At 35.9% G+C, this 25,130-nt stretch carries 23 protein-coding genes; 7 read left to right on the forward strand and 16 right to left on the reverse strand.

The annotated features are described in order from the left end of the window. The first annotated feature begins 77 nt into the window (after window positions 1–77). Window positions 78–1,313, forward strand: a complete 1,236-nt coding sequence (gene hutI, locus E0W73_RS19305; protein WP_135223682.1) for an imidazolonepropionase — start codon at window positions 78–80, stop codon at window positions 1,311–1,313. A gap of 90 nt (window positions 1,314–1,403) precedes the next feature. On the opposite strand, the gene E0W73_RS19310 is transcribed toward hutI, so the two are convergent. Further along, window positions 1,404–2,282, reverse strand: coding sequence for a hypothetical protein (locus tag E0W73_RS19310; RefSeq protein ID WP_135223683.1), 879 nt, complete (start codon window positions 2,280–2,282; stop codon window positions 1,404–1,406). Between the two features lie 97 nt (window positions 2,283–2,379). Here E0W73_RS19310 and E0W73_RS19315 point away from each other — a divergent pair, with 97 nt between their 5' ends. Together E0W73_RS19315 and E0W73_RS19320 are read left to right on the forward strand one after the other, a co-directional pair. Continuing rightward, window positions 2,380–3,417, forward strand: coding sequence for a formimidoylglutamase (locus E0W73_RS19315; RefSeq protein WP_135223684.1), 1,038 nt, complete (start codon window positions 2,380–2,382; stop codon window positions 3,415–3,417). 133 nt (window positions 3,418–3,550) lie between these two features. After that, complete coding sequence (locus E0W73_RS19320) at window positions 3,551–4,798, forward strand: DEAD/DEAH box helicase (RefSeq protein WP_135223685.1); 1,248 nt, start codon at window positions 3,551–3,553, stop codon at window positions 4,796–4,798. Here E0W73_RS19320 and E0W73_RS19325 read toward each other — a convergent pair. From E0W73_RS19325 to aroC, 3 genes are all read right to left on the reverse strand, one after another. After that, window positions 4,795–6,975 (reverse strand): response regulator, encoded by a 2,181-nt coding sequence (locus E0W73_RS19325; protein ID WP_135223686.1) that lies wholly within the window; start codon window positions 6,973–6,975, stop codon window positions 4,795–4,797. The genes E0W73_RS19320 and E0W73_RS19325 overlap by 4 nt on opposite strands. Window positions 6,976–7,123: 148 nt before the next feature. Then, a complete protein-coding gene (locus E0W73_RS19330; RefSeq protein ID WP_135223687.1) occupies window positions 7,124–8,383 on the reverse strand; it encodes a dicarboxylate/amino acid:cation symporter in 1,260 nt (419 codons plus the stop codon). 51 nt (window positions 8,384–8,434) lie between these two features. Further along, window positions 8,435–9,493, reverse strand: coding sequence for a chorismate synthase (aroC, locus tag E0W73_RS19335; RefSeq protein ID WP_135223688.1), 1,059 nt, complete (start codon window positions 9,491–9,493; stop codon window positions 8,435–8,437). A 188-nt stretch (window positions 9,494–9,681) separates the two neighbouring features. Between aroC and E0W73_RS19340 the strand changes: the two genes are divergently transcribed. After that, window positions 9,682–10,503, forward strand: coding sequence for a UDP-2,3-diacylglucosamine diphosphatase (locus E0W73_RS19340; protein WP_135223689.1), 822 nt, complete (start codon window positions 9,682–9,684; stop codon window positions 10,501–10,503). 130 nt (window positions 10,504–10,633) lie between these two features. Beyond that, window positions 10,634–11,131, forward strand: coding sequence for a hypothetical protein (locus E0W73_RS19345; protein WP_135223690.1), 498 nt, complete (start codon window positions 10,634–10,636; stop codon window positions 11,129–11,131). 157 nt (window positions 11,132–11,288) lie between these two features. On the opposite strand, the gene E0W73_RS19350 is transcribed toward E0W73_RS19345, so the two are convergent. The 9 genes from E0W73_RS19350 to E0W73_RS19390 all read right to left on the reverse strand — a co-directional run bounded on the left by E0W73_RS19350 (window position 11,289) and on the right by E0W73_RS19390 (window position 19,515). Beyond that, entirely contained in the window at window positions 11,289–11,711 is a 423-nt protein-coding gene (locus E0W73_RS19350; protein WP_135223691.1) for a protease complex subunit PrcB family protein, read from the reverse strand. Window positions 11,712–11,727: 16 nt separating this feature from the next. Next, on the reverse strand, window positions 11,728–12,873 hold the full coding sequence (gene bshA, locus E0W73_RS19355) for an N-acetyl-alpha-D-glucosaminyl L-malate synthase BshA (protein ID WP_135223692.1): 1,146 nt from the start codon (window positions 12,871–12,873) through the stop codon (window positions 11,728–11,730). Window positions 12,874–13,086: 213 nt separating this feature from the next. After that, complete coding sequence (locus E0W73_RS19360) at window positions 13,087–13,515, reverse strand: hypothetical protein (protein ID WP_135223693.1); 429 nt, start codon at window positions 13,513–13,515, stop codon at window positions 13,087–13,089. Between the two features lie 7 nt (window positions 13,516–13,522). Further along, window positions 13,523–14,173 (reverse strand): hypothetical protein, encoded by a 651-nt coding sequence (locus E0W73_RS19365; RefSeq protein WP_135223694.1) that lies wholly within the window; start codon window positions 14,171–14,173, stop codon window positions 13,523–13,525. Between the two features lie 416 nt (window positions 14,174–14,589). Beyond that, on the reverse strand, window positions 14,590–15,072 hold the full coding sequence (locus E0W73_RS19370; protein ID WP_135223695.1) for an ABC transporter ATPase: 483 nt from the start codon (window positions 15,070–15,072) through the stop codon (window positions 14,590–14,592). Between the two features lie 96 nt (window positions 15,073–15,168). Beyond that, window positions 15,169–15,960 (reverse strand): (Fe-S)-binding protein, encoded by a 792-nt coding sequence (locus E0W73_RS19375; RefSeq protein ID WP_135223696.1) that lies wholly within the window; start codon window positions 15,958–15,960, stop codon window positions 15,169–15,171. A 76-nt stretch (window positions 15,961–16,036) separates the two neighbouring features. After that, window positions 16,037–17,377 carry a (Fe-S)-binding protein gene (locus tag E0W73_RS19380; RefSeq protein WP_135223697.1) on the reverse strand — a complete coding sequence of 447 codons (1,341 nt, stop codon included), beginning with the start codon at window positions 17,375–17,377 and terminating at the stop codon, window positions 16,037–16,039. Window positions 17,378–17,383: 6 nt separating this feature from the next. Continuing rightward, window positions 17,384–18,349 carry an MlaD family protein gene (locus E0W73_RS19385; protein ID WP_135223698.1) on the reverse strand — a complete coding sequence of 322 codons (966 nt, stop codon included), beginning with the start codon at window positions 18,347–18,349 and terminating at the stop codon, window positions 17,384–17,386. A gap of 50 nt (window positions 18,350–18,399) precedes the next feature. Continuing rightward, window positions 18,400–19,515, reverse strand: a complete 1,116-nt coding sequence (locus tag E0W73_RS19390; protein WP_135223699.1) for an N-acetylmuramoyl-L-alanine amidase family protein — start codon at window positions 19,513–19,515, stop codon at window positions 18,400–18,402. Between the two features lie 82 nt (window positions 19,516–19,597). Between E0W73_RS19390 and E0W73_RS19395 the strand changes: the two genes are divergently transcribed. Then, window positions 19,598–22,297, forward strand: coding sequence for a putative LPS assembly protein LptD (locus E0W73_RS19395; RefSeq protein ID WP_394346000.1), 2,700 nt, complete (start codon window positions 19,598–19,600; stop codon window positions 22,295–22,297). Window positions 22,298–22,320: 23 nt separating this feature from the next. Next, a complete protein-coding gene (locus E0W73_RS19400; protein ID WP_135223701.1) occupies window positions 22,321–22,701 on the forward strand; it encodes a RidA family protein in 381 nt (126 codons plus the stop codon). On the opposite strand, the gene E0W73_RS19405 is transcribed toward E0W73_RS19400, so the two are convergent. From E0W73_RS19405 to gap, 3 genes are all read right to left on the reverse strand, one after another. Then, on the reverse strand, window positions 22,682–23,056 hold the full coding sequence (locus E0W73_RS19405; RefSeq protein WP_035692130.1) for a methylglyoxal synthase: 375 nt from the start codon (window positions 23,054–23,056) through the stop codon (window positions 22,682–22,684). The two genes, E0W73_RS19400 and E0W73_RS19405, sit on opposite strands and share 20 nt — an antisense overlap. Before the next feature lie 10 nt (window positions 23,057–23,066). Next, window positions 23,067–23,918 carry an N-acetylglucosamine kinase gene (locus E0W73_RS19410; RefSeq protein WP_135223702.1) on the reverse strand — a complete coding sequence of 284 codons (852 nt, stop codon included), beginning with the start codon at window positions 23,916–23,918 and terminating at the stop codon, window positions 23,067–23,069. A 125-nt stretch (window positions 23,919–24,043) separates the two neighbouring features. Further along, window positions 24,044–25,048, reverse strand: coding sequence for a type I glyceraldehyde-3-phosphate dehydrogenase (gap, locus tag E0W73_RS19415; protein ID WP_057116496.1), 1,005 nt, complete (start codon window positions 25,046–25,048; stop codon window positions 24,044–24,046). Window positions 25,049–25,130 lie beyond the last annotated feature (82 nt).

A 25,130-nucleotide genomic window follows, 5' to 3' on the forward strand; every position in this document is an offset into this window, starting at 1 on the left:
ACAATACAAATTTCACGAGTCTTCGCAATTCATTAGTGAAAATTCGTGAAATTTGTGCTTTTATAATAATTTCCATAATGATCACTTTAATCAAAAACATACAGGAACTGCTTCAGGTACGTGAAACTTCAATTGCAAAAGTTTCTGGTGCTGAAATGGCTGTTCTCCCAACAATAAAAAACGCTTTTCTAATCTTGAAAAACGACCTTATTGAAGATTTTGGCTCAATGGAAAACCTTCCTGAAATTAAAGCAGACAAAACAATTGATGCAACAGGAAAAGTAATTTTACCAACTTGGTGCGACAGCCACACACATATTGTATATGCCGGCAATCGAGAGCAGGAATTTGTAGACCGCATTAACGGACTTTCATACGAGGAAATCGCCAATCGTGGAGGCGGTATTTTAAATTCAGCCAAAAAACTAAACGAAAGCACTGAAGAAGAAATCTACGAACAATCTAAACAACGTTTAGAAGAAGTCATGCATTTAGGAACCGGAGCTGTCGAAATAAAATCGGGCTACGGACTAACAGTTGACGGCGAGTTGAAAATGCTCCGTGTCATTAAAAAATTAGCTGAAAATTACCCAATCACTATCAAATCAACTTTTTTGGGCGCCCACGCTTTTCCGGCACATTTTAAAGAAGACAAAAAAGGCTATATTGATCAAATTATCAACGAAATGTTGCCAGAAATTTCCAAAAACAATCTAGCTGATTACATCGATGTTTTCTGTGAAAGCGGTTATTTTTCGGTTGAAGAAACTGAACAAATCATGGAAGCCGGAATTGCTTTCGGTTTGAAACCAAAAATACATGTCAATCAGTTCAACTCAATCGGCGGCGTTCAGGCTGGTGTCAAATTTAACGCTCTTTCTGTCGATCATCTTGAAATTATGGCGCCACAAGATATTGAAGCTCTCAAAAATTCGGAAACTATGCCAGTTGCATTGCCTTCATGTTCTTATTTTCTAAGTATTCCGTATACTCCAGCTCGTGAGATGATTAAGTCCGGACTACCCCTTGCTTTAGCCTCTGATTTTAATCCCGGCTCTACTCCATCAGGAAACATGAATTTTGTCGTATCAACGGCTTGCATCAAAATGAAAATGACTCCCGAAGAAGCCATCAATGCAGCAACAATAAACGGAGCTTATGCAATGGGACTTTCCGAAACTCACGGAAGTATTACAAAAGGCAAAAAGGCAAATTTTATTGTAACCAAACCTATATCTTCCTACTATCAGATTCCATATGCCTTTGGAAGCAATTTAATCGAGTCTGTTTTCCTAGAAGGCAAAATCATATAAAAGCGGCGTGAAAGATGTTTTTATCTAACGTAGAAAACAAAAAGGTCTGTGAAATTCACAGACCTTTTTCGTGGTTTTATATTTAAGAGATTATCTTAAACTGAAGCTTGTTTTAGAAACCAATTCGTCGTTATCAAAAATATTGATAAAGTAAGTTCCTTTTGCGAAATCTTTACCAGGAAGATCTTCAGAAACATTTACGCTTTTGTTTTCATACTTTACAGTAGTTTTAAAACTGTAAGTCAATGAATTATCACCGAAATTTTCTGTTTTCTTTTCGCCTAAAACATTGTTTTTAGCATCGATAACTTGCACATAGTACGATTTATCTCCCGATTTAGCGATTTGGTTTTCAGCAATAGTAAAACTGATTTTTAAAACATCAGCACGGCTTGCTTTATCGGTTTCAACTTGTTTTCCTGAGCTTTTAAGTTTGTAAGCTGCAGTTTTGGTATTTAGGATAGACAGCTTAGAACCTCTTTCGACAGTTTTAGCTAATTCCTCGTTTTGACCTACTAATACTTCATTGTATTTTTTAGATTCTCCTAAAACTACGATTGTACTATCTCTTTGAGTAGTTAAAACACCATTTTGTTTTTTCAATTCGTCGTTTTCTGCAACAAGAGTTTTCATTTTGCTCTGCATTGCCTGAACTTGAGATCTGTATTTAGAAACATCACCTTTAGATTTGTTCAAATCATCCATTAAAGCTACTACTTTATCTCTTTCCTGGATTAATTCGTCAGACATAGAAGTGTTTTCAGCGATTGCAGCATCGTAAGTGGCTTTTAATTCCTGCAAATCCTTCATAACAGATTCTTTTTCAGTCAACGTTGTGGTAAGTTCCGTCTTAACCACATCAGAATCAGATGATAATTTAAAAATATACACTAAGCTACCAATCAGTAGGACTGCTAAAACGGCTATAACCGCCTTTAGACTTGAATTGTTGTTCTTTGGGTTTTCCATATTTAATAATTTTCTTTAATAACAAATTTAAGAATTAATATAAGGTAATAACGTAAGTTTCTACAATTATATTATTTTTGGAAAATAAATTTTTTTCATGGAGAAATTAATCCCTTTTACAGTAAATGATTTGGCAAAAGTAACCAATCATAGAAGCGGTGAAATAAAGTTCGGAGAAAAGATGATTATCATTCCTAATGGTGTTGACAAGATTAATTTTCTGAAAGAAAGCGAAGCCAAATACGTACTTTTAGGAATTCCCGAAGACATCGGCGTACGTGCCAATTACGGAAGACCCGGTGCTGCATCGGCTTGGCAGAGCGCTATCAAAAGCATCGCAAACATCCAACATAATCGTTTTTCTAAAGGCAGCCAGATTATCGTTTTAGGACAAATCAATGTAGCCGAAGAAATGAGAGATGTCGAAAATCTAGATTTTAATGACATTGACGACCGCTCTAAACTGAGCCAACTGGTTGAAAAGATAGACAAGGAAGTATCTCATATTATATTCAACATCATTAAAGCCGGAAAAACGCCTATCATTATTGGTGGTGGCCATAATAACGCTTACGGAAATATTAAAGGTGCCGCTCTAGCGAAAGGAAAACCTGTAAATGCAATCAATTTTGATGCACATTCCGATTTTAGAATCTTGGAAGGACGCCATAGTGGCAATGCTTTTTCATACGCCTATGAAGAGGGCTTCCTAAAAAAGTACTTTATCTTCGGCCTTCATGAAAATTACACTTCAAAGAGTGTTCTTGATATCATAAAAAAACTTGAAGACCGCGTACGATACAATACTTACGACAGCATCAACATCCGTAAAGAAAAAGACTTCAATAGAGAAATGATTGGGGCATTAGATTTCATAAAAAATGATTCTTTCGGAATTGAGATTGACTTAGATGCTATTCCTAACATTGCGAGCAGCGCCATGACGATAAGCGGTTTTTCTGTTGAAGAACTCCGTCAGTTTGTGTCGTTTTTCGGGGAACACAAAAACGCAGCCTATCTGCATATCTGCGAAGGCGCCCCAGATTTAGACAACGCCTCGAACCATAACTTAATCGGTAAATTGATTGGTTATTTGGTCACCGATTTTATGAAAGCCAGCAATGAAAAAGTCTAAAATTTAGAATTCTGCAATCGAGAGGAAAAGCATTTTCCTAAATAAAAGTCAATTAAAACAAACGATTGGATGAATAAGCCTATCTTTGCACAGCATTTTAGTACTTAAAACTAAAATACTTAATACCTAAGATATGTTATTCGAAGATCTTTCACTCTCAAAAAGTATACAAAAAGCCGTATTTGAAGAGGGCTACCTAAATCCGACACCGATTCAGGAAAAAGCGATTCCTGTTGTTTTATCGGGACGCGATTTAATTGGCTGCGCTCAAACTGGAACAGGAAAAACGGCAGCATTTGCCATTCCGATCATACACCAATTACATCGAATTGTAGGCTCTTCTAAAAAAGCCAAGCAAATTCGCGCTCTTGTAGTTACGCCGACACGAGAACTTGCCGTTCAGATAGGTCAAAGTTTTGACACCTATGGCAAATATACCAATTTGACACAGCTTACCATTTTTGGAGGGGTGTCGCAAAACCCTCAAGTTGATGCGCTGAAAAACGGAATCGACATTTTAATTGCCACACCAGGACGTTTGTTAGACCTTCACAAACAAGGCTTCCTTGATTTGAACCAGCTGCACACTTTAGTGTTAGACGAAGCCGATCAGATGCTGGATATGGGATTTATAAATGATGTCAAAAAAATAATAAAACTTACGCCAAAGAACAGACAAACTTTGCTGTTTTCTGCAACAATGCCTATCGCAATACGCGAACTTGCCGAAATGTTTCTTGAAGATCCTGAACAAGTAGAAGTCTCGCCTGTTTCATCGACAGCAGAAAACGTAGAACAGCGTGTTTATTTTGTAGATAAAACTGAAAAAAGAAATCTGCTATACAAGTTAATCAAAGAAGAAAATTTATCAAATGTGTTGGTCTTTTCTAGAACAAAACACGGTGCTGATAATGTTGTAAAAGCGCTTCGAAAAAAAGATATTCCTGCAGAGGCCATTCATGGAGACAAATCTCAAAACGCAAGACAACGGGTTCTCGATGCTTTTAAAAACAAAGAGGTAGGAGTTTTGGTCGCAACAGATATTGCGGCTAGAGGAATTGACATTGAGCAACTGCCGTTTGTAATCAATTTTGATCTTCCGAATATTCCTGAAACATACGTACACCGAATTGGCCGTACAGGACGCGCAGGAAATGGCGGTATCGCTATTTCTTTCTGCGGCAAAGATGAACTTCCTTATTGGAAAGATATTCAAAAACTCATAAAAGTAGACGTAAAAACGATTTCAGACCATCCGTACCCATGGCATTCAGGCAGTCCAGAAGCGGGAGAAAAACCAAAAAATTCAAACAGAAGCGGTGGTGCCCATAAATCAAGAAAATCAAATGCTTCAAAGAAAAACAAAAAGCGCTGGTATTAAACAGCGCTTTTTTCGTTTATATGATAATTGATTATCTTAAAGAGCTTAACCGGTTCAAATGGCTTTATAATGATATCATTCATTCCAGACGAAAGCGCTTCATCCGAAATTTCATCTTTATCGAATGCTGTTAGCGCTACTACTGGCGTATCAACTCCCATCAAACGGATACGCTTTGTGGTTTCAAACCCATTCATCAAAGGCATATTGATATCCATTAGGATCAAATCAAATTCATGTTCTTCCAAAATTTTCAATGCGGCAAAACCATCATCTACCACTTGGCAACTGTAATTGTTTTTTTCGATAATTTTTCTGGTAACCAGCTGATTAATCAAATTATCTTCGACTACCAAAATGCGATATACTTCATTTGAAGTCAAATCAACTTCAATTTCATCAATAATGCTTTTTGTTTTTTCCAAGTCGTGTTCAAACGGAATCATAAAAGAGAAAGAAGTTCCTTTTCCTAAATCACTGTCAAGTGTAATCGAGCTGCCAAAAAGCCCTAATAATTTTTTTACGATACTGAGTCCGAGACCAGTTCCTTGATAATCTTCTTCCTTTCTGCCTACCTGAACAAACTTTTCAAAAATTTTGCCCTGATCAACTACAGCGATACCGACACCATTATCTTTTATCAAAAAATCCAAGTAATGGAGTTTGCCTTCTTTTTTATGAAGATTTACAATGATTTCTACTTCACCATCTTTGGTGAATTTCAATGCATTACTGACCAAATTCATCAAAATCTGGGCAAGCCTTAACTTATCACCAATTAAATATTCAGGAATCATCGGATCAATAATGACAGCTATCTTATTATTGTTTTTCTGCGACAAAAAAGACAGCGAGTTTTTGATCATATTGATTTCGTCAGAAATATTAAAAGTAAGACTTTCTAAAACAACCTTATTCTCTTCAATTTTATTAATCTGAAGAAGATCATTCACTAAAGACAGTAAATACCTTGCCGAAAACTTAAGCGAGCTCAGATGCTGGCTTTTAGACAACTCCTTATGTTCTTCGAGCAGCATATTTGTGATGCCTACAACGCCATAAAGCGGCGTTCGCAATTCGTGGCTTATAGTCGAAATAAATTGGGTTTTAAGTTGCGAGGCTTCTTCTGCAATTTCTTTTGCCTCCAAAAGCTCTAAATTGTGTTTCTTTTTGAAACGGATATTCTTTACCAAGGTTATAATCAAAAAAATGAGAATAAACGAAATCAGGATAAAAAGCACTACGATAATTCTCGATTTCTTTAAACTCTGCGACTGGATGGTCTTCTCGTTTTCGATTTTATCAATCTGTCTTTTATATTCATCCAATTCCAGATTAAAACCTGCAACCGAGGCTTTTTTTAGTTTTTCTTCATTGTACAGTCTTTCGGTTATCTTGTTAAACAAAACGAGATTTTCATAAGCTTCCTTGTATCTTTCGACCTTAGTCAAAAACTTAGAATATTCAAGATGCGCAAAGGATAGATCAGATTGCTCCTCGCTATTTTTTCCGGCCTGTATTGCTTTTTTGAAATAGGCATCTGCATTGCGATTCTGATTGGAGTGATTGTAATACATTCCGAACAGCATATTAATCACGATTTCCGTAGACTCATCACCGTATTTCTCAATATTATTTTGAACAAACTGGAGATATGGATATCCTTCTTCAAATTTTCCAATATCAAAATATGCCCAAGCAATATTGACATTAGTAAAACAAACCTGACTGACATCATTAATCTTAAATCCGTAAGCAATGGACTTTTTGTAACATTTAATTCCCTTATCAAACTGTTTCTTTTCAAAACAGTAAATATTTCCAAGATTATTGTAGAGACTGTATTTTATGGAGTCGTTATCTGTTTTTGAGGCATAATATAATGCTTTGTTGTAGAAAAACACTGCCTTGTTAAACTCCGAAAGCTCACTATAATTGCCAGCAATAATCTTGTACGCCTTGGCAGTATAATAATTATTTTTAGCCGCAAAAGCATGATTGAGCGCAATTCTGGAACTGATAAGTGATTTTTCAAAATTAGATTCTTTATAATATTCCCAAGCCTTTTTGGTAAGCTTATTGATCTGTTTTTCAGAAACAGGATCAGACTGCCCTATCGCAATTGTAGCGAAACTGCAAATAACAAGCAGAAATAAATAAATTCGTTTTGGGGGCATTTAATAGGCTAATTTCACCAAATATACACTTTAAAATAATAAAAAAAGCTGTATTCAAAAAAATACAGCTTTCAAGTTTTATACATTCCCTAAAATAAGCACCTAACCAATTTTTTCGCCGATTAAATGTGCATTACTTGGGATATTTTTATTCATTATCGCTTTCCCATTGCCCTACAACAGAGGTCGCCAATGCATTTCCTAATACATTTGTAGCGCTCCTGAACATATCACAAAAGTGATCGATTGGCAGAATTAGCGCAATACCTTCAATCGGAATATCAAACATGCCGCAAGTTGCCGCAACAACCACCAAACTTGCTCGTGGAACCCCAGCAATTCCTTTACTTGTTAGCATCAGCACTAAAAGCATCACCATTTGTGTTCCTAAATCTAAATGCACGTTGTAAAATTGTGCTATAAAAATACTCGCAAAAGTCATATACATCATACTTCCGTCAAGGTTAAAAGAATAACCAAGCGGCAACATAAAAGAAACGATTTTATCTTTTACACCAAAACCTTCTAGTTCCTCAGTTAGTTTTGGAAAAACAGCTTCACTGCTCGTTGTTCCAAAAGCGATTGCCAAAGGCCCTGTAATGCGTTTTAACAATTCTGTCATTCTTCCTTTCAGGAAAATATAGCCTACAACAATTAAAATCAGCCAAAGCGTACTGATACCAATTAAGAACGATCCGAAAAACTTAAAGTAAGTAATAACCAATTCTTCTGCATCTCTTATCGCGAAAACTCCAGCAATGGCACCAAAAACTCCAATTGGAGCAAAGTTCATGACATAGTTTACCATTTTTAAAACAATATGAGAAAGCCTGTCAAAAGCACCGATAATCGGCTTAACCGTATCTCCTAATGATGCTGCAGCCAATCCGAAAAAAATCGAAAAAACTACGATTTGCAGAATCTCGTTGGTTGCCATTGCCTCAACAATACTTTTAGGGACAATATGCTCAACAAAGTTTTCAAAAGAAAGATTCTGTGTTTTTCCTGTAACCTCAGTAGCCGCAGCCATATCAACATGATCGAGCTTTAAGCCAACACCCGGTTCTAAAATATTCACATAGAACAAACCAATCAACAAAGAAATAAATGATGCTGTAAAAAACCATCCAATAGCTTTTCCTCCGATTCTTCCAACCGTTTTGATGTCTCCTAATTTTGCAATTCCCACCACCAAAGTCGTAAAAACCAAAGGAGAAATAATCATTTGTACTAGACGAATAAAAACGGTTGCCAGCATTTTAATTTTAGTACTAAAAGACTGTGCTGCTTCAGGCGAAATTGTATTGTGCAGAATAATTCCGAGAATGGCTCCAAGAATCATTGCAATTATAATCTGCCCAGTTAATCCTGAAAGAAAGGATTTTTTTTGATTTTCTTTTACTTGCATTAATCTGATTTTTTGTTATTAAAACATAAGACCCTCACTGTCTTACTTTTATTAATATGTTTTGTTGATTAAATAAAAATCTGCCAAAACAATTGCTGCCATTGCTTCAACAATTGGCACTGCGCGAGGCACTACACACGGATCATGACGGCCTTTGCCCGTCATTGGCGTAATGTTACCTTTATTATCTAATGAATCTTGAGTCTGCATAATGGTCGCGACAGGCTTAAAAGCAACTCTGAAATAAATATCCATTCCGTTACTGATTCCACCCTGAATTCCGCCCGAAAGATTTGTTTTTGTAGTTCCGTCAGGATTGTACAAATCGTTGTGTTCGCTTCCTTTCATTTCAGAACCAGAGAAACCGCTTCCGTATTCAAACCCTTTTACCGCATTAATAGAAAGCATAGCTTTTCCTAATTCGGCATGAAGTTTATCAAAAACTGGCTCACCCAAACCAATAGGAACATTCTGAATTACACAGGTCACAACACCTCCAACAGTATCTCCCTGTTTGCGGATGTCGCGAATATATTCTTCCATAACTGCTGCCGATTTCTCATCTGGACAACGTACAGGATTGCTTTCTATTTTTGAAAAATCCAATTCTTGATAAGGTGTTTCTAAATGAATTGGGCCAACAGAAGAAACATAGGCATTAATCTTAATTTCTGGAAGCATCTGTTTGGCAATTGCACCCGCCACTACTCTGCTTGCTGTTTCTCGGGCAGAGCTTCTTCCGCCACCACGATAGTCACGGAAACCATATTTCTGATCGTAAACATAATCAGCATGACTTGGTCTGTAATTGTCTTTTATATGCGAATAATCGTCTGATTTCTGATTGGTATTTGGAATAATAAAACCAATCGGAGTGCCTGTTGTTTTTCCTTCAAAAATCCCAGACAAAAACTGAACTGCATCTGGTTCTTTTCTTTGGGTTACAATTGCCGACTGTCCCGGTTTTCTGCGAGCCATATCCAATTCAATTGCTTCAAAATCAAGCTGTATTCCCGGAGGACACCCATCGATAATACCTCCTAATGCTTCTCCGTGAGATTCTCCAAATGTAGTAACTTTATATAGTTTGCCGTAGCTGTTTCCTGCCATTGTTATTAGTTTTGAGCAAATGTAAGTTTTATGAATTAAATTAAAAAATTTAAAACTGGTATTATTAACGAAACATTAAATGCACTAAAAATTACAATTTGGTAAAAATATCAGCTTTTTCATAACCTTTTGATAAAATAAAAATGAGCAAACTTTATTTCATTTGTAAAACTTCAAATCAAGAAAAATTGAAAAAAAGAAATGTCGAGCTGGTCATTCTTTCTGATGTTCACTTGGGAACTTATGGAAGTCACGCAAAAGAACTAAACAACTATATTTCAAGCATTAAACCTAAAACTTTAGTTTTAAATGGCGATATAATTGATGCGTGGCAATTTAGAAAATCGTATTTCCCAAAATCGCATTTACGTGTTATACAGCGTATAATAGGCATGGCATCTAAAGGTACAAAAGTCTATTACATTACAGGAAATCACGACGAAATTCTCCGTAAATTCAGCGATATGAATATGGGTAATTTTGCATTGGTGGATAAATTAGTGTTGGAATTAGACGATAAAAAAGCATGGATTTTTCATGGAGATGTTTTTGATGCTTCTGTGCAGCATTCGAAATGGATTGCAAAACTAGGCGGATTAGGTTATGATTACCTGATTCTAATCAATCGTTTTGCTAACTGGTGTCTAGCAAAAATAGGACGCGAACCATATTCTTTTTCGAAAAAAATAAAGGCCAGCGTAAAAAAAGCGGTCAAATTTATTTCTGATTTTGAAACAACAGCAACAGACCTGGCTATCGAAAAAAACTACGATTACGTAATCTGTGGCCATATACACGAACCTAAAATTATGACCAAAGAAAACAAGCACGGTTCAACTCTTTATCTAAATTCGGGAGATTGGGTAGAAAATCTTACTGCCCTTGAATATCACAAAAAGCGCTGGAAGTTATTCTCCTATAAGGCCAGTAATTTTATCGAAGAAGACAACCTTTTTGAAATGGAAGATACCTTAACCTCTCAATTAATTTCTTCAATAATTTTAAAATAAAGCATTTTAAAATCAGCATTTTACAGATTTTCCATATAAAAATGTAAATTATATAACAATTTTCAAAAATATTATACGTTCTCTAGTGGACTCGAATAATAATTTTGACAAAAATTAATTAACCATTTTTATGAAAAAGATATTTTTATCAGCCATTATGCTTTTAGGTTTAGCTTTTACGGCTCAATCGCAAGAAATTTCAAAACACGCGCTAGGATTACGTTTAGGAGACAATAACGGATTTGGTGGCGAAGTCTCATATCAGTTAGGGTTGAACCAAAAAAACAGACTTGAATTTGATTTAGGCTGGAGAAACAGCAGACATGTAGACGCTATCAAAGGTGTGGCTCTTTATCAATGGGTTTGGAACATCGACGGCGGTTTTAACTGGTACGCAGGTGTCGGTGGAGGTCTAGCCGCATGGAATCACGACTACTATTACAACAATTACAGATATGACGATAGCGGAACTTATGTATTTGCTGCAGGAGATATTGGTATTGAATACAGATTCAAAGAAGTGCCAATTACATTATCATTAGACGCCAGACCAGAAATCGGTTCAGGATATTATGATGATGACAATTTTGGATTTGACGTCGGTTTAGGAGTTAAATTCAGATTCTAAATAAAAACTAAAAAATAATTGTAAGAAGAAACCTGTCGTGCTAAACGGCAGGTTTTTTTTATACCACCTTTCCGCTTTTTTAAAGCTTATAAAAAGAGGCTCAAACTAAATCGAGCTTCCTTATTCTTTATTCTATATATTCTATTCTTTATTTTCCCTACTTAATAATGATCTCCTTCTTAGAATTTATTTTTACAACCGTATACGGATAACTGATCATCTGCATGGTCATGGCATCTGGAGAAGGACTGTTTTCTTTTACTGTTATAATGATATTCTTGTCTGTTTCCTCTACATTGACAACTTCAATACTGTAACCACTGGTATTTTTTTCGCCCATATTCAGAATAACGTAATTCGCGCTATTAGTATCGGTTTCTTTAACCTTGTCTGCCAGCAACGGATCATTTTCAAGCATTTTGATTTCGTTTGGTTCTGTCAGGATTTCAAAAAACTTAATATTGCCACCCCCGTTAGACTGTGTGGTCAAAACTTCGTAAAGAGGAGCTGTTCCCGATGTTTTCTTAACTCCACAGGAAAACAAGATAAAAACTGCTATAATCGAAACTACTTTTTTCATTACCCTATTTTTAAATTTAATGTTTCTCCAACTTATAATCGTCAACTGCCTTCTGGTACAATGCCTCGTATTTAGGCAGAATATTGTGTATATCAAATTTTTTGGCCACTTCAAGCGCATTTGCCTTAAACTGACTTAAAATTTTATCGTCTTTCAGGATTTTGATTGCGTTAGCAGCCATCTCTTCTACATTTCCTACATTACTTAAGTAACCCGAAAAACCATCGAAATTCACTTCTGGAAGACCGCCCGAATTACTTGAAATCACCGGAACTCCGCAAGCCATCGCTTCTAAGGCCGCAAGTCCGAAGCTTTCTGTTTCCGATGGAAGCAAAAACAAATCTGTCATACACAAGATCTTATCGATTTCGTGGCTGTTTCCAAAGAAAATCACTTTATCCAGAATACCGAGTTCCTGACATAAAATCTCTGCCTTTTCTTTTTCAGGACCGTCTCCCACCATCATAAGTTTTGCCGGTATCTCTTTCTGCACATTATAAAAAATCTTAATAATATCTGGAATGCGTTTTACTTTCCTGAAATTACTAATATGCGTAATGATACGCTCCTCTGGTTTCGCCATTACATAACGATGACAAGGCGCCTGCGGGTCTTTTTTGGGTTTATCAAGCTCAATAAAATTCGGAATAACTTTGATTTTGTTTTTAATCTTAAACAATTTTAAAGTGTCATCTTTCAAGCTTTGCGAAACCGATGTCACGTAATCCGATTTGTTAATGCTGAAAGTCACTGCTGGCTTATAAAAAGGGTGATTTCCCACAAGCGTAATATCTGTACCGTGAAGTGTTGTAATCATCGGTAGATTTATTCCTTCATTTTTAAGCATTTGTTTCGCCATATAACCTGCATAAGCATGCGGAATAGCATAATGCACGTGCAGAAGCTCAATTTTATATAATTTCACCATGTCGACAAGCTTACTGGACAAAGCCAGTTCGTACGGCTGATAATGAAATAATGGATATTCCGGCACATTAACTTCGTGATAATGCACATTCGGATTCAAAAGTGCCAACCTTACCGGTTGACTGTACGTTATAAAGTGTATTTCGTGTCCTCTTCTGGCTAATTCTAAACCTAATTCTGTAGCTACAACGCCACTTCCGCCAAAAGTAGGATAACAAACAATTGCTATTTTCATGTATTAAATTTAATGCTACGAAAATACTCAAAAATAGCGTTTAATCGAACATTTAGATTGTTACATTTTTGCGAAATGTTTTAAGGGTGTATTTTGTTTCAGGGGTTGATTTGTTTCAGGTTCCAGGTTTCAGGTTTTAGGTTGCATAGGGCTGAAATTCTCTCATTGGGCTATAAAAGATGTTTTATTTCCAGAAAAAAGCAACCATCAACGTTATTCGAAAATCAGTTTGTAAAAATTAGGGATTTTAGATGCATTTTCATTTTTCCAGCTTTTATAAACAAAGTGTTCAATTTTATCTAAGTCATTGGAGTCAACTGCGATTTTAGTCTTTTCAATAAAAGCTAATAAAGCGGTATAACCAATAATTGTCGGATTAGCATCTAAAATCGGAGCTTCTAACTTTTTTATGGTGATGGTCCAAAAATCAAAACTATTTGAAAGTGCAAATTCTAAGCCTTTAAGCAATCCTGCCTTCCTCGTTTTCATTCCCTCAGAATTGTTGTCGTGACCGTTGATCAAATAGTTATCGACAATTACATTTTTCAGATTGTTTCTCTGAATATCCAGTTCTAGCGTAGCAAAATGCAATCTACCCTCTTTCACCTTCATCCAGCGAAAACCTAAATTCTCGTTTACCATCTAAAATTTAATTAAAAAACTGAGCCACAATAATCAAGATCAGCTGAAAAGCTAATAAAAGCCAGAAAAACAAAAATGATGGTTCGATAGTCTCAGAAATAAACCTATTCAGCTTAAAAGAAATAATTTCAGATAATTTTAAATCTTTATTACTGAAATCAATATCATCCAATTTAATTTTGGCGAAAAAATAACCAATTATCCTCTTCTTAATCATAGAGGTTTCTTTGTCATTTTTGTTTGCTTCCAAAAGCTTCAGTCGCAGGATGGTTGAGTTCGAAATAGAATTTGTTAAATTATGCGAAGCGGTCAGTTTATCAACCAGCATCACCACCTTGTCTTCAATATATTTGCCCATTTTATTTTCCCAAACCTGATGAATCATGGTCTGAATGGCTACTTTATTGGCAATCATAAAATAACCCGCCGCAAACGCCGGAGCGCCTGCAAAAAGAAGAAAACCGCAGATATTGTTCAGAAATAAATCTACAGTAAGCGCATATGCACTTCCGTGCCCGCCTCCTGCCATGCCGATGTGTTGAAACAAAATGATTAAAAAGCAAATCAACGTAAAAAATCCTCCAATCAATATGATAGTAAACCATTTTAAAGATGTCTTTGCTGTAATTCTGGCAGCGATTTTAATTTCTTCTTTCATAAATACTTTAAATTTATAACTATTTTCTTAATAACTCGTGGGTAAATATAGGTAAAAATATATTCTGAGGATATTCAAAAAGGACATAAAAAAGAAAAAAATGCTGTCACTTCTAAAAGTTTTGGTTGTGGATTTTGTTTGATTGAGCTTTTTTCTCCTAAAGTTTATAAATTTGACCATACTGCTTTTTCAAAACCGTAAAAATTTGTTGCTTTTGTAGTTGACAACAATGAATTCGTGTCATAAAAGAAATCAAAAAAGTTGCGAAATTTTTCCTAATCTGTCTGAAACAAAAATTAGGACAACGCAAATCCGCTAAAATCCGCATAATCTGCGAGAAACAAAAATTATGATAAAACCAAAAAAGGCACAAAACTAAGTTTCATGCCTTTATCTTCATATTATATAAATTTTTCTTAGAAAAATCTGCTATGCCAACTATCAGCAGCCGGAACTTCCCACGCCTCATTAAACTCTTCGACATTGGTAACCAAATTATTAAATACAATCGTATTTCCAGTTACAGCCTTATCTTTCACCATTTTCTTGAAATCAATTAATGGTTTGTGTGCAATATGTTCTCCAAGTTTGAATGTCACATTCATTTTATCCAACAAATCTACGTCGTACTTTTTCTCCAGACCTTGAATAAATTCAACCGAACTGTCAATAGAGCAACCTGTGGCCGCTTGTACTTCCTGATTTACAGCTAGTATAATAAATCTATTATACTTCAATAAATACGAAGCCTCTAAACTGGTTCCGTGAGCAGCCCACTCTTCTACAAAAGCTTTCAAATCGGTTTCGATTTCAGAAATTTCCTCCTCAGAAAATTTTCTGTTCGACTGGTAAATCCAAACTCTGGATTCGCCTGGTAAATTTTCAAAAGGTATATACATTTTAATTTTTTGTTTATTTTGTTTCAGGTTTCAAGTTAAAACCTTTGTCACTTTGCTCCTTTGTCACTTTGCTCCTTGGTTGCTTTGAACCTCAGATTAAAGATCTTGTGCATTAGCAATGAGCTCTGCAACGTCCATTACTTTTATCTCTCCTTCTTTGTGTGCATGTTTGATACCGTCTGTCAGCATGGTATTGCAAAATGGGCATCCTGCTGCTATAATATCCGGTTTTACGTCAAGTGCATCTTCTGTACGCAATACGTTTACTTCCTTGTTTCCTGGCTCTGCATCTTTAAACATCTGCGCGCCTCCTGCACCACAGCATAAACCGTTTGCCTTAGAACGCTTCATTTCGACCAATTCTACGTCTAATTTTTCAATCAAATCTCGAGGTGCTTCGTAAACTTTATTCGCTCTTCCTAAGTAACAAGGATCATGAAAAGTGATTTTCTTGCCCTTAAACTGGCCGCCTTCAACAGTCACTCGGCCCTCATCGATTAAAGATTTCAAAAACTGCGTATGGTGAATTACTTCATAATTCCCCCCTAACTCAGGATATTCATTCTTTAATGTATTAAAACAATGCGGACAAGCTGTAACTATTTTTTTAGCTTCATAGGCATTTAAAACCTCAATATTCATCATAGCCTGCATCTGAAACAAAAATTCGTTTCCAGCTCTTTTGGCAGGGTCTCCGGTACAGCTTTCTTCTGTTCCCAAAACTGCAAAAGAAACTTCTGCACGATTCAAAATACGTACAAAGGCTTTCGTAATTTTCTTAGCTCTATCGTCAAAACTCCCGGCGCAGCCCACCCAGAACAAAACTTCTGGTTGTTTACCCTGAGCCAGCATTTCTGCCATTGTAGGCACTACTAAACTTTCTGACATTTCTCTCTCTTTTGTTTAAAGTTCAAAGTTCCGTTTGTGAAAATTGAATTTTGCTGTTATTTTTTCAGAATTAAATTTAATTCTCGTTTTTCCAGTTCAGCCTGTCTTGCTGGCTATATTGCCAAGGCGCCCCGTTGTTTTCTATATTGGTCATCATGGCATTCAAAGACATTGGTGCGGCACTCTGCTCCATCACCAAAAATCTGCGCATATCCATAATAATAGATAACGGACTGATATTTACTGGGCATTCTTCTACGCATGCATTGCACGAAGTGCAAGCCCATAATTCTTCTGGAGTAATATAATCGTTTAACAAGGCTTTGTTATCAGGAACAAAAGTGCCTTTATTGGCATCAATGTTTTTACCAACTTCTGTCAAACGATCTCTTGTATCCATCATGATTTTACGTGGAGATAATTTTTTCCCTGTCTGATTGGCAGGACATGCGGCCGTACAACGTCCGCATTCTGTGCAGGTATATGCGTTTAGCAATTGCACCCAATTCAAATCCTGCACATCGCTAGCTCCAAATTTGGCGGGAGCAGCATTCTCATCTGTTGGAGGCGCTGCCGCAAAAGGATCGGCATTTGGATCCATCATTAATTTGACCTCATTGGTTACCGAAGCCAAGTTGTCGAACTGCCCTTGAGGTTTCAAATTTGCATAATACGTATTTGGGAAAGCCAAAAGAATGTGCAAGTGTTTTGAGAAGTACAAGTAGTTCATAAAAACCAAAATACCAGCAATATGCAACCACCAAAACACTTCAAATAAAAGTCCAACCAATTCATTTGACATACCATTAAAAATAGGCGCAATAAATTGACTTACGGGATAACTTCCAGCTTTATGAAAATGCGAATATCCTCCAGGAACATTCTGCAGATGCAAATCTGAAGCATTCATGAGCAGAAACAATATCATTAATACTGTCTCAAAATATAAAATGTAATTGGCATCGCTTTTTGGAAAACCAGTTAAATCAGAATGTATAAAACGTTTTAATCTGATAAAGTTTCGTCTAAGCCAAAATACTGTAACAGAAAAAATCACCAGTATCGCCAATATTTCGAATGAAGCAATCAGTACATCATAAACTACACCCAAATAAGGCGCAAAAATTCTATGAGTGCCAAATAAACCATCGATGATGATTTCTAGCAATTCGATATTAATAATTATAAAACCTACATAAACAAAAATATGCAGTATCCCGGCTACAGGTCTCTTCACCATTTTTGACTGCCCAAGTGCAATCATAGCCATATTTTTCCAACGAGCTTTAGGATTATCTTTTCGGTCTACATCAACTCCCAAGTTAATGTTTCGGATGATCTTTTTTACGCTCGCTGCAAAAAAGCCGAAACCCGCTATAAGAAGTATTGCGAATAAAATATTATCTAAATAACTCATTACATATTATTTTTTATCTGTTGAATTTGCATTTTCTGCAGGCGCTACATAAGGTTTGTTTTTCTTTCCGAAAAGAGAAACATTCACGTAGCGAGTTGGATAAAGACGTACATCCTGAAGCAACAACTCAAGTTCTTTTGAAGTTTTTGCCAAATTGTTGTACAAAGCATCATCATTTAATATTTTACCTGCCGTACCTTTTCCAGAATTTAAATTATTCATTAACACATCGACTTTAGCAAGTGTCTGATTAAGATTTCGCACTGTTTTGCCTAAATCTGCTTTGTTTAAAGAATCTGAAATCTTGTTGAAGTTATTAGACATTTTATTAAAGTTTGTCACAACTCCATTAATTTGGCCTTTGTTAGTGTCCAAGATGTTATTTAAAGTTCCAGAAGCTTTATGAAACTGCTCCATCGTTTGAGACAATTCTGCAATTGTTTTCTTTAGGTTCTGCTGCGTCTGAGTATCCAATGTATTGTTTAATCCAGCCACCAGCTTGTCGATATTTACAAGCATTGCGCTAAGCTTCTGCTCTAGCGGCGCTACTTTACCTCCTAAAGATTCTGTAAGCCCTAATTCTACAGCAGACGTTAAAACCTGTCCGTCTTCAGCTGGATCTTTATCAGCAAGGTTTGGAAGGATTTTAATCTGTTTTCCTCCAATCAAACTTGGAGAATATATAGCCGCTGTACTGGTTTTAGATATTGGAAAATCTGTTTTCAGCTGAAGCTCAACCATTAATTTACCGGTCACTTCATTGATAGTGATTTTATTTACTTTCCCGATTGCTAGTCCGTTTAAGGTTACTGGTGCAGATGGAGACAAATCTTCAACATTATCGTATTCGGCATATAATACTTTATAATTTGTAAAAAGATCTTTCCCTTTTAGAAAACTATATCCCCAAATAAATAATAAAATCGATGCGATGACTAAAATAGCCGTTTTAATTTCTCTTGTTACTTTCAAAATTCTTAGTGTTTGTACAAAATTAATATAAATATTCGAACTGACGTCTATTATTTAATTGCGTCCTGAATACTGATTTTTTCACCATCTCTGGTTGCGGTCAAAAATGCTGCTCCATATCCTTTATTTTTAGCCTCTTGCAGAAATTTTTGAGCTTTTTCATAATCAGAAGTTTCCTCGTAAAAATATTTATAGATATTATTTTCATAAATCATCGAAACATTTTTTAATCCTTTAAAGTTTTTTGGCTCCAAAGGTGTTTTTTTGATACTTGCAATAAGCTGTACCTTAAAGAACGTTCCTTTAGGTTTTGCAGGAGTTGCCGCAACTACGGTTTTTGGCTTGCTTGGCGTTGTGTCTTTTACCGGTTTTGCTTCGTTTGCTTCTCCGCCAGAACCAAAATACTCACGCTTATAGCTTAAGATTGCTTCTGCAATGGCTCTTGCAATATCGTCTTGTCCTTCTTCAGAATTTAGAATATTACCTTCGGTTGGGTTAGAAATGAATCCCGTTTCAACCAGAACTCTAGGCATATAAGCTTTATGAAGAACCATAAAAGGTGCTTGTTTTACACCGCCTTGTCTCAGTTTTTTTCCTAATTTCTCAAAATTATCTTCGATTTTACTCGCCAAAGAAATACTGTTATCCAAATATTCTTCCTGCATCAACGTCATTCCGATCATAGATTCAGGAGAGTTTGGATCAAAACCTTCATACTTACGTTTATAGTCTTTCTCAAGGGTAATTACTGAGTTCTCTTTTTTTGCAGCTTCGAGATTAGAGGCAACTTTGCTCAAACCCATTACGTAAGTTTCTGTACCATCGGCAGCAGTATTTTTATTGGCATTGCAATGTATAGAAACAAAAATATTAGAATTTGCACGGTTTGCAATGTTTGCTCTTTCAACCAAATCTATAAAAACATCTGTTTTTCTAGTATAGATAACATTAACATTCGGATTAAGCTCTAAAATCTTCCCCACTTTCAAAACAATAGCCAAAGCAATATTTTTTTCGATACGACCGCTGTAGACAGCGCCAAAGTCATGATCTCCGTGTCCGGCGTCTAGCGTCACCTTAAAGACATTTGACTGACTATGAGCACAAAAAGCCATAATTAATAGAAAAAAAGTAAATATTACCTTAATTTTGTTCAATCTATTCATAAATCCATTAGTTAATTTTAATAAAATGCAGCTGTTATAATTTTTACAATTGATTATTTTTGCCAAAAAATTATATGTAAGTTTGACATGTCAAAAAACAAGCCATAATTTTACAAAAATAGCATTTAAACCTTTGCACACAAACTTATTTAATATCGTTTTAATATCATTTTTCCTAACTATAGGTTGTGGTAATTTATATTCGCAGGAGATAAAAAACAAAAAAAAGCCGGTTCCCGCTGTAAAACAAACAGATAAACCGGCTGCATCTATAACAGACACCATCAAACTTGATACTGTAAAACCAAAAAAGACATTTTTGGATGGTAAAGTGCGATATGTAGCAAAAGATTATGCCAAAATAGACCAAAAGAACAAACTCATTACTTTATACAACGAAGCAGAACTTTATTACAAAGATGTAGAACTGAAATCGGGTATTATAGTTCTCAACTACGAAAAAGATGAAGTTTATGCCGGCCGAATTAAGGATTCTGCGGGCGTATTGGTTCAATATCCAAACTTTAAGCAAGGAGAAAGCGAAGTACAACCAGATTCTATTCGCTTTAATTTTAAAACAAAAAAAGCCTTAATTTATAATTCAAGAACCAAGCAAGGCGAACTAAACATCAAAGCGAGTGTTACCAAAAAAGAAAACGATTCTACGTATTTTCTAAAGGGCGCCCGTATTACAACGGCAGAAGATATCGACAACCCAGAATACTACTTTAGAACTAGTAAAATCAAATTTGTCCCTGGTAAAAAAATCGTTACTGGATTGACACAAATGGTTATTGCTGATGTGCCCACACCACTGGCGCTTCCATACGGATATTTTCCTTTAAGCAAAGAGAAAAGTGTTTCGGGAATCATTGTTCCGAGTTACAACGACTCAAACACTAGAGGGTTTTCTTTGCAGAACGGGGGTTACTATTTCGCTTTAAGCGATAATTACGATTTGACCGTCCTCGGAGATTATTATACCAATGGAAGTTATGCCATGCGTTTTGAATCGGCTTATGCAACACGCTACAAATATCGGGGAAATGTCAATATTCGTTATGAAAACCTGATCAGCAGTGAACGTGGTTATCCCGATTACAGCAAACAAAACATTTACAACATTCAATGGTCGCATTCTAGAGACACAAAATCGAACCCAAATTCGACTTTCTCAGCTTCGGTAAACATGGGATCGAGTAAGTATTTCAAGCGTTCCATTAACCAAGCAAACGTCGGATCTAACCTGAACAATACGTTGAGTTCGTCTATTTCATACAATAAGACGTTTAATACTATTCCGGGGTCTCGTATAGCTTTGACCGCAACGCATCAGCAGAATACACAGACAGAAGAAATCATAATGACATTACCTTCGCTTCAGGGAAGTATTGACCGTATCTATCCTTTTGCCGGAAGAGATGGTCAAAAAAAGGGTTTTATCAAAAACATCAATTTACAATACAACGTAAGCGGTAAAAACTATTTTAAGACAAGCGATTCCTTGTTTTTTAAACCTCAAATGTTTAAAGATGCACAAATTGGTATGCAACACAGCATTCCGATTAGCACGAACTTTAAATTATTCAAGTATTTTAGTGCCGGTGCTTCCACAAATTATCAGGAAACATGGGTAACCAAAACTATAAAAAAAGAATTTGACGAAACAGAAGGAAGAGTAACCGACAAAGTTGTTGATGGTTTTGATGCTTACAGAACTTATAACTTCAGCACCAATTTAGGAACTACTATTTACGGTACCTACGACTTTGGAAGCGATAAAAAAATCCAAGCAATCAGGCACGTTATGCGTCCGAGCATTACGTATGCCTACACGCCAAGTTTTGAGCGCTATTACGACACTTATGCTGTAGATGCGACCGGAATTATAACTTCTCAATATTCTCGTTTTGACGGCGGTCTTTTTAGCGCGCCAGGAAAAGACAATTCTAATATTGTCGGTATCGCATTAAGCAACACTTTCGAGGCAAAGGTGAGAGATCGCGATAGCACAAAAACAGAGCCTAAAAAAGTAATGCTGCTGAACAATTTAAATTTCAGCACAAGCTATAATTTTAACGCTGACGGAAAAACTACTTTTGCGTGGCAACCAGTTTTAGTAAGTGGTGGTACACAGTTTTTTGACAATAAGCTGAACATGAATTTTGGCGCCACCCTTGATCCGTACGCGATTGACAATGGAGGTAACAAAATGAACAAATATAATATTGAAAACGGAGGGAGCCTTTTTAGAATGACAAGCGCCAACCTTACTTTAAATTATTCATTTTCAAACAAAGGCGGCGACAAGGAAAAGAACACTCAAAGTCAGCGGAATGGAGGACGTAACGATGACTTGTTTGGAACCAATACCGATTTGAACGACAGCAGGAACAGCCAATTTGCCAATGATCCTGAACGAGAAGATGATGTCATTACCGAATTTTTCAATTCGAAGATTCCGTGGGACATGACGCTGGCCTACTCCTTAACTTATCAAAACACTAATAGAGAAAGCAGAATCAGCGGAAACTCTCTAATGGTTTCTGTCAACATGGATATTACGCCTAAATGGAAGGGCGGGGTTTCTACAGGTTATGATTTTGTTCAAAAAGGAGTTACCTTTACTCAATTCCGTTTTGAAAGAGATTTGTTAAGCTGGAGAATGGCTTTTAACTGGACACCGCTTGGTGTAAATTCAAACTGGAATTTCTTTATCGGAATCAAATCGGGAATGCTTAGCGACATTAAGTGGAATAAACGAAGCACTTCTAATCGATAATAATCGAATTTAAAAATCTTATTATGAAAAAAATCATTTTTACAGAAAAGGCTCCGGCTCCAATCGGACCTTATAATCAAGCGGTATTATCTGGAAACACATTATACGCTTCTGGACAGATAGCAATCAATCCTGCTTCAGGAGAAATAATCACAGACAACATCAACGACGAAACACATCAGGTGATGCAGAACATCGCTGCCATTCTTGAAGCTGCTGGAATGACATTTGAAAATGTCGTGAAATCCACAATCTTTATTATGGACATGAACAACTTTGGCGCGATAAATACCATTTACGGTTCCTATTTTAACGAAAAAACCGCTCCAGCTCGTGAAACGGTTCAAGTGGCTTGTCTGCCAAAAAATGTTAATGTAGAGATTTCTATAATTGCAGTGCAATAGCATCTAATAATAATTGTGCCGTTGCTTCATTTGTTGCCAGCGGCACATTATGCACATCACATACACGAATCAGCATATTGATATCTGCTTCGTGCGGATGACTTGATAAAGGATCTTTAAAAAAGAAAACCATATTTGTGATTCCTTCTGCTACCCTTCCCGCAATCTGCGCATCGCCTCCTAAAGGTCCCGAAAGCATTCTTTGTGTCTTAAATCCAGCTGCCTCGGCTTTTCCTCCAGTTGTGCCAGTACCAATCAACCTGATTTTTTCATTATGAAGAACCGCTTCATTTTTAATTAAAAAATCAATCAAATCGGCTTTTTTGCCATCGTGCGCAATAATTGCAATTTCCATAAAACCAGAACTATTGATTAGCGACATGATAAGCAATTAATCCATCGATAGGGCGTCTTAAAACATTCCCTAACTGAAGTTCATATTTATCAAATGTTTCTTGTAATTCTTCCTTTAAATAAAAGGCAATAGAACCCACAAAGTGCACCGGAACTTCTTTACAGTTATCAAATTGCTTGATATAATTTTTAACGAAAGATTTCATTCCTTTGAAAATGATTTTTCTGCAGAATTCTGTGTCTTTATGTTTAATTAAAAATTTAGCAAACGTTGCTAGATAAGCGTTTGGATTTGGCTCTTTGTACAATTTATTTTTAATAAAATCAGCATCCAAATTGTATTCTTTCTCGAACTCGACAGCCAATTCTTTCGGCATTTTGTTGAAATAGTATTTTCTGATCAATTCTTTTCCGAAAACATTTCCGCTACAGTCGTCCATAGCAATATAACCTAAAGACTGTACTTTCTGGTGCAACACTTTTCCGTCAAAATAAGAGCAGTTAGAACCTGTCCCTAAAATACAAACAATTGCTTCTTCTCCTTTTGGAGTTGTAGCGTAAACAGCAGCATATGTATCTTCTTGTACTTCTACAATTGCATTTACAAAATATTCTTGAAATACCTGCTTTAAAAATTGCTGCATTCTTTCAGTACCGCATCCAGCTCCGTAAAAGAATAAATGAGTTGCATTTTTTTTGTTTTGTAAAATATCAAAACGATCATTTAATCTCGAAATAATCTCCGGACCGTCAAGAATTTCAGGATTTAATCCTAAAGTTTGTGTGGTGAATAATACTTTTCCATTATCATCAATTGCAATCCAATCGGCTTTAGTAGATCCACTATCAACTATTAATTTCATTTTGTTTAGTTTTTGGGATTAAGTCTTCTTAATTTAAAAGTGTATTTTTTACATTAATCAAGAAGTAACAAAATAAGAAAATCCCGTTATTTTGAAGTAACGGGATTTTGCAAAAATATATATTATTATTTTAAACCTGCAATGTGTACAGATAAATCGATTAATTTGCTTGAGTATCCGTACTCATTATCGTACCAAGAAACTAATTTGAAGAAAGTTGAGTTTAAACCGATTCCGGCTGTAGCATCAACGATAGAAGTTCTTTTGTCTGAGATAAAGTCTTGAGAAACAACAGCATCTTCAGTGTATCCTAAGATACCTTTTAATTCGTTCTCAGAAGCTTTTTTCAATACCGCTAAGATTTCTTCGTAAGTAGTTTCTTTTGCAACTTTTACAGTTAAATCTACTACAGAAACGTCGGCAGTAGGAACACGGAAAGACATTCCAGTTAATTTTCCATTCAAAGATGGAATAACTTTTCCAACCGCTTTTGCAGCACCAGTTGAAGAAGGAATGATGTTGATTGCAGCCGCACGTCCACCTCTCCAGTCTTTTCTAGAAGGTCCGTCAGCAGTCATTTGAGTTGAAGTAGTTGCGTGAACAGTAGTCATCAAACCTTCAACGATTTCGAAATTATCGTGGATAACTTTAGCTAAAGGAGCTAAACAGTTTGTAGTACAAGAAGCATTAGAAACAACTAAATCAGAAGCTTTTGCAGTCTCGTGGTTTACTCCCATTACAAACATTGGGGCATCAGCAGAAGGAGCAGAAATGATAACTTTTTTAGCTCCACCTTTTAAGTGTTCGCTTGCAGTTTCGATTGTTGTGAAGATACCAGTACATTCAGCTACTACATCTACGTCAACTTCATTCCATTTCAAGTCAGCAGGATTTCTTTCTGCAGTGATACGGATGTTTCTTCCGTTTACATAAAGTTTTCCTTCTTTTACTTCTACAGTTCCGTCGAAACGACCGTGAACAGAATCATATTTCAATAAGTACGCTAAATGATCAACATCTAATAAATCGTTGATTGCAACAACTTCTACGTTATCTCTATTGAAAGACTCTCTAAAAACGATTCTTCCGATACGTCCAAATCCGTTTATTCCTAATTTTACTTTTGACATTTTACTAAATTTTTGCTTTTGTTTTTATTACACTAATTCAAAGTCTAATTTCCTCACAATAAACTTCTCTTCTTTTAAACTT

Source organism: Flavobacterium foetidum, from assembly GCF_004634245.1.
Lineage (GTDB): Bacteria > Bacteroidota > Bacteroidia > Flavobacteriales > Flavobacteriaceae > Flavobacterium > Flavobacterium foetidum.